The sequence below is a fragment of the Mesorhizobium sp. M7A.F.Ca.CA.002.09.1.1 genome (genome assembly GCF_003998555.1).
GTDB classification, from domain to species: domain Bacteria; phylum Pseudomonadota; class Alphaproteobacteria; order Rhizobiales; family Rhizobiaceae; genus Mesorhizobium; species Mesorhizobium ciceri.
Genome location: NZ_RZRR01000378.1, coordinates 1 through 5,056 on the forward strand (window position 1 = coordinate 1; position 5,056 = coordinate 5,056).

A 5,056-nucleotide genomic window follows, 5' to 3' on the forward strand; every position below is an offset into this window, starting at 1 on the left:
CGCTGAAACCGGTCGATCTCGCCTTCAAGTCCGGTGAGATCCACGCCATCGTCGGCGAAAACGGCGCCGGCAAATCCACGCTCATCAAGCTTCTGACCGGCGTCATGCCGCGCACCTCCGGAGAGATTGTCTGGGAGGGCCAGGCGGCCGCCCTGGCGACGCCGCACGAGGCGATGGCGCTCGGCATCAATGCCGTGCACCAGGAAGTCGTGCTGTGCCGTCACCTGACGGTCGCCGCCAACATGTTCCTCGGCGAGGAGAATTCGCGCTTCGGCATCCTGCAGCAGCGCGCCATGGTCAGGCAGGCGCAGACGATCATCGACGACCTAGGCTTCGACCTGCCGGCGCATGTCACGCTCGGCGACCTGACCATCGGCCAGCAGCAGCTGATAGCCGCCGCCCGCGCCACCGTGCGCGGCACCAAATTCCTGATCTTCGACGAGCCGACCGCCTACCTCACCCGCAAGGAGGCCGACCAGCTCTTCACGCTGATCCGCCGTCTGAAGGGCGAAGGCGTGACGATCATCTACATCAGCCACCGCATGGAGGAAGTGTTCGAACTCGCCGACCGGGTATCCGTGCTGCGCGACGGCACGCTGGTCGGCACCCGCAACATCGCAGAGACCAACGATGCCGAACTGGTCAAGATGATGATCAACCGCTCGATCGAGCAGGTCTATCACAAGGAGCATTTCACGCCGGGCGCCGCCATCATCGAGGCGAAAAACCTGTCCGGCAAGGGCTTCGAAAATGTCTCGATGACGGTCCGCGCCGGCGAGATCGTCGGACTCTATGGGCTGATCGGCGCCGGACGCAGCGAGTTCGTCACCACGCTCTACGGCCGCCACCGCAAATCCGCCGGCCAGATCCTCTGGGAAGGCAAGGAGGTACAGGTCAATTCCGAACATGACGCGATCAAGCTCGGCATGGCGCTGGCGCCGGAGAGCCGCCGCGACCAGGGCCTCTGCCTCAACCTGCCGGTCGGCTTCAACCTCAACCTGCCGATCTACAAGCGCATCTCGAACAATCTGCTGATTTCGAGCACGCAGGAGAAGACGCAGGCCGATCGCCAGATCGCCGATCTGCGCATCAAGACACCGACACGTGGCGCGCTGGCATCCAGCCTGTCGGGCGGCAACCAGCAGAAGATCGTCATCGGCAAATGGCTGGCGCACGGCGCCAAGCTGTTCATCTTCGACGAACCGACCGTCGGCGTCGATGTCGGCACCAAGGCCGAGATCTACCGCCTGTTCGGCGCGCTTTTGTCAAAGGGCGCCGGCATCATCCTGATCTCGTCCTATCTGCCGGAAGTCTATGAACTCGCCGATACGCTGCATGTGTTCCGGCGCGGCAAACTGGTGGCGACGCACGGTTTTCACGCCGCCAGCCACGAGGATATTCTCACTCAGGCGCTCGCCGAGAAACAAGAAAAGTTGGGAGGACAGATATGAGCACCGAGGCGATCGCCGTCGAAAAACCGAAGCGCAACTATAATGTCCTGTTCGGGCTGACGCTATTGGCGCTGCTGGTTCTGCTCTGGATCCTCCTCTCCGTGACGACGACGAGCTTCGCCTCGGCCAACAACATAGCCAATCTCCTGCGCCAGGGCTCGATGATCGCCATCATGGCGGTCGGCCAGACCTTCGTCATCATCACCGGCGGCATCGATCTGTCGGTCGGCGCCGTGGTCGGCTTCGCCACCGTGGTCGTGGCCATGATGATCAATGCCGGCTTCCCCATCTGGCTCGCCATTCTGGTGACGCTGCTGGTCGGTGTCGCCATCGGCATGTTCCACGGCTTCGGTATCGTCAAGATGGGCCTGCCGCCCTTCATCATCACGCTGGCGACGTTGACCTCGCTGCGCGGCATCGGCCTTTTGATGACCAACGGCAATTCGATCAACATCAACAGCGACACCTTCACCGCCTTCTCGCGCAATTCCTTCATCGGCATCCCCAACCTGTTCTGGATGGTGATCCTGGTCGGCATTCCGGCCTATATCTTCCTGCACCACAGCCGCTGGGGCAGATACCTGTTTTCGGTCGGCTCCAACGCCGAGGCCTCGCGCCTGTCCGGCGTCAATGTCCAGCGCACCATCTACATGGCCTACACGCTGTCGGGCCTGTGCGCCGCCTTTGTCGGCGTGCTGCTGGCCGCCCGCATCGGCATCGGCAACCCGACGCAGGCCGAGGGCTGGGAACTGCAGGCGATCGCGTCGTCGGTCATCGGCGGCACCTCGCTGTTCGGCGCCGTCGGCTCGGTGCATGGGCCGCTGCTCGGCGCCTTCATCCTGGCCACCATCAACAACGGCGCCAACCTGCTCAACGTCAATTCGTTCTGGCAGCGCATCATCACCGGCGCGCTGATCATCATCATCGTCTACTTCGACGGCCTGCGCCGCCGCGGCAAGTAGCGACCCCGCAATCAACCGCCGGTCCGCCACACCAACGGGCCGGCGATTTCATGACTGGATTAGCGCATGAAAGCCGTCCTCTGCCGTTCGCCCGGCGATCTTGTCCTTGAAGACCGGCCCGCACCCGAGGCACCGCCTCCCGGCTGGGCGCTGGTGGCGGTCAGCCATGTCGGCATCTGCGGCACCGACTACCACATTTTCGAGGGCAAGCACCCGTTCCTCGCCTATCCCCGCATCATGGGTCATGAGGTCTCGGGTACCGTGATGGAGACCGGCGAAGGCGTCGAACTGGCCATTGGTGAGCCCGTCGTCGTCAACCCCTATCTTTCCTGCGGCAAGTGCATCGCCTGCCGGCACGGCAAGCCCAATTGCTGTGTCAGGATCGAGGTGCTTGGCGTGCATCGCGACGGCGCCATGTGCGAACGCATCCTGGTGCCGGCGCAAAATCTCTATCCGGCCAACGGCCTTTCGCTGGCCGACGCCGCTGCCGTCGAGTTCCTGGCCATCGGCGCGCATGCCGTGCGGCGCGCCCGCGCCGACCCCGGCGCCCACACGCTGGTCATCGGCGCCGGCCCGATCGGGCTCGGCACCGCCATCTTCGCCCGCATCGCCGGGCTCGACGTGACGCTGCTCGACATGAGCAGTGAAAGGCTCGCCTTCGCTGGAAACGAGCTTGGTTTCCAGACCCTAGACGGCTCGCGCTGCGCGGTGCCCGATCTGATCAGGGAAGCGACATCAGGCGAAGGCTTCGATGTGGTCTTCGACGCCACCGGCAACACCCAGTCGGTGCAGTCGGCCTTCGCCCATGTCGCGCATGGCGGAACGCTGGTGCTGGTCTCCGTCGTCAAGGACGACATCAGCTTTTCCGATCCGGAATTCCACAAGCGCGAGATGACGCTGATCGGCAGCCGCAACGCGCTGCGCGCCGACTTCGACCATGTCGCCGCCTCGATCCGCAACGGGGCCGTACCACTGGCCAAGCTCGTCACACACCGCACCACACTCGCCGCCACGCCGCGCGATCTGGCTCGTTGGGCGCATGAGAAATCCGGCCTGATCAAGGCTGTGATCGAGGTGGGGTTATAACATGGCAGGCGGCGAAGCCGGTCCTCAAATGCGCCGCCGCTGGCAAGTGAATGCGGCCGAGCTGGGCCGGGCACTCCCTACAGCGCCGACAGCTTCAGCTCCACCCGTTCGGCCGGAAAGCGCGACTCGGAAAACTGGATCGGCTGGCCGTCCGGCGTGACGTTGACGGCAACCGTGACCAGCACGATGGCGCCCGGCTGCAGGTCGAGGTCGGCAAGGTCCGCCGCATCGGCATGGCGCGCCGACAGCACGGTCGATTGCCTGAGATAGTCGTCTATGCCGAACCGCGCCAGCGATGCGGTGATCGAGCCTGTTTCCCCCATCGCGGCATCGATGCCGGCAAAGCGCCGGGCCTCGAACCAGCCGGCAGCGCGCGACACCGGCCGTCCGTCGGCTTCGCCGCGCGTTTCCAACCGGATCACATCGGCTCCCTTGGGAAGACCCAGTCCCTCGGCGACGCGCTGGCTGGCCGGCTCGACCGACGAGGCGAGCAGGACGATGTGCCGTTCCGTCGTTTGCCCTTGCAGCCCTGTCGAAAAACGTGTGCGCGCCCCGATCGGATAGGACAGCCGCTTGCGCGACAGTACGAAGGTGCCGCGCCCCTGCTCGGCCCGCAGCACGCCTTCCCTTACAAGGGCTGATATGGCGTTGCGCACCGTGTGACGGTTGACGCCATAGCGTTCTGCCAGCGCCACCTCCGGCGGCAGCGCTGCATTCTCCGTGAAATCGCCGATGGCGATCGCATGTAGGATCTTGTCGGCGATCTGCCGCCACAGCGAAACGCCACTGCGCCGCTCGATGCTGTCCGCTAACAGCCGCCCGACCATCATTGCCCCAACCTTCCAGCGCCCAGTCTTCTATCGCTGTCATCCACCCGTCATGGACACGCGTTAGATAATAGATATAATTTGTATAGTTGTCTACATCAATAGACAAATTAACAAAGAGGAATGCTGCTGATGCGAGGACAGGAAGCCCGCGACCAGGCCGAGCGCAAAGCCGCCATGGCAACCCTTACGCAATCCAGCGGCGATGACATCGTACGGCTCTGGAATGAGGCCGGACTGCCTTCGGACGCCGAGCTGTTGCGCGGCCCCGAAACCGGCCTTGTCACCCTGCGCGGCCGCATCGGCGGCGGCGGCGCCCCTTTCAATGTCGGCGAGGCGACCGTCACCCGCGCCACGGTCAGGCTACCCACCGGACAGGTCGGCCATTGCTATGCGCTTGGCCGCGACAAGCAGAAGGCGAAGCTGGCGGCTATCGCCGACGCCCTATGGCAGGACCCTGCCCGCCGCAATGAGGTCGAGACCGGACTGATAGCGCCTCTGCGGTCGGCTCTGACCTTGGCGCACGAAAAACGCCGCGCCGAGACGGCGGCAACGAAGGTCGATTTCTTCACCATGGTTCGCGGAGAAGACTGATGGACATTGCAGCGCAATCGATCGAGGGCGGGTTCGCCGATCCGGTCTTCAACGCCCAGACCGTGTTCCGCGCCGTGATGGACGCAATGGCTCGGCCGGGCAGCGTGCAACCGCTGCCGGCCTTCGCCCGCCCGCC

The 5,056-nt window shown here is 64.4% G+C and carries 6 protein-coding genes; 5 read left to right on the plus strand and 1 reads right to left on the minus strand.

Annotation, left to right across the window (positions count from 1 at the left end; all coding sequences use genetic code 11):
• The 3 genes from EN994_RS17320 to EN994_RS17330 form a co-directional block, all read left to right on the plus strand.
• A partial coding sequence (locus EN994_RS17320; RefSeq protein WP_164745980.1) for a sugar ABC transporter ATP-binding protein occupies positions 1–1,451 on the plus strand: 1,451 nt, incomplete at its 5' end.
• Complete coding sequence (locus EN994_RS17325; RefSeq protein WP_013529527.1) at positions 1,448–2,413, plus strand: ABC transporter permease; 966 nt, start codon at positions 1,448–1,450, stop codon at positions 2,411–2,413. The genes EN994_RS17320 and EN994_RS17325, both read left to right, overlap by 4 nt.
• Before the next feature lie 66 nt (positions 2,414–2,479).
• Positions 2,480–3,499 (plus strand): zinc-binding alcohol dehydrogenase family protein, encoded by a 1,020-nt coding sequence (locus tag EN994_RS17330; protein WP_127307676.1) that lies wholly within the window; start codon positions 2,480–2,482, stop codon positions 3,497–3,499.
• Positions 3,500–3,576: 77 nt separating this feature from the next.
• On the opposite strand, the gene phnF is transcribed toward EN994_RS17330, so the two are convergent.
• On the minus strand, positions 3,577–4,326 hold the full coding sequence (phnF, locus tag EN994_RS17335; RefSeq protein ID WP_063170337.1) for a phosphonate metabolism transcriptional regulator PhnF: 750 nt from the start codon (positions 4,324–4,326) through the stop codon (positions 3,577–3,579).
• A gap of 132 nt (positions 4,327–4,458) precedes the next feature.
• Between phnF and phnG the strand changes: the two genes are divergently transcribed.
• Both phnG and EN994_RS17345 read left to right on the plus strand, forming a co-directional pair.
• A complete protein-coding gene (gene phnG, locus EN994_RS17340; protein WP_063170338.1) occupies positions 4,459–4,920 on the plus strand; it encodes a phosphonate C-P lyase system protein PhnG in 462 nt (153 codons plus the stop codon).
• Positions 4,920–5,056 (plus strand): phosphonate C-P lyase system protein PhnH (locus EN994_RS17345; protein WP_206530417.1); only part of this gene is annotated, 137 nt, incomplete at its 3' end. The genes phnG and EN994_RS17345, both read left to right, overlap by 1 nt.

What these genes read in the sequence shown, in the direction of transcription:
- EN994_RS17325 (WP_013529527.1), top strand. Translation starts at nt 1,448, where the DNA reads ATGAGCACCGAGGCGATCGCCGTCGAAAAACCGAAGCGCAACTATAAT.
- EN994_RS17330 (WP_127307676.1), top strand. Translation starts at nt 2,480, where the DNA reads ATGAAAGCCGTCCTCTGCCGTTCGCCCGGCGATCTTGTCCTTGAAGAC.
- phnF (WP_063170337.1), bottom strand. Translation starts at nt 4,326, where the DNA reads ATGGTCGGGCGGCTGTTAGCGGACAGCATCGAGCGGCGCAGTGGCGTT.
- phnG (WP_063170338.1), top strand. Translation starts at nt 4,459, where the DNA reads ATGCGAGGACAGGAAGCCCGCGACCAGGCCGAGCGCAAAGCCGCCATG.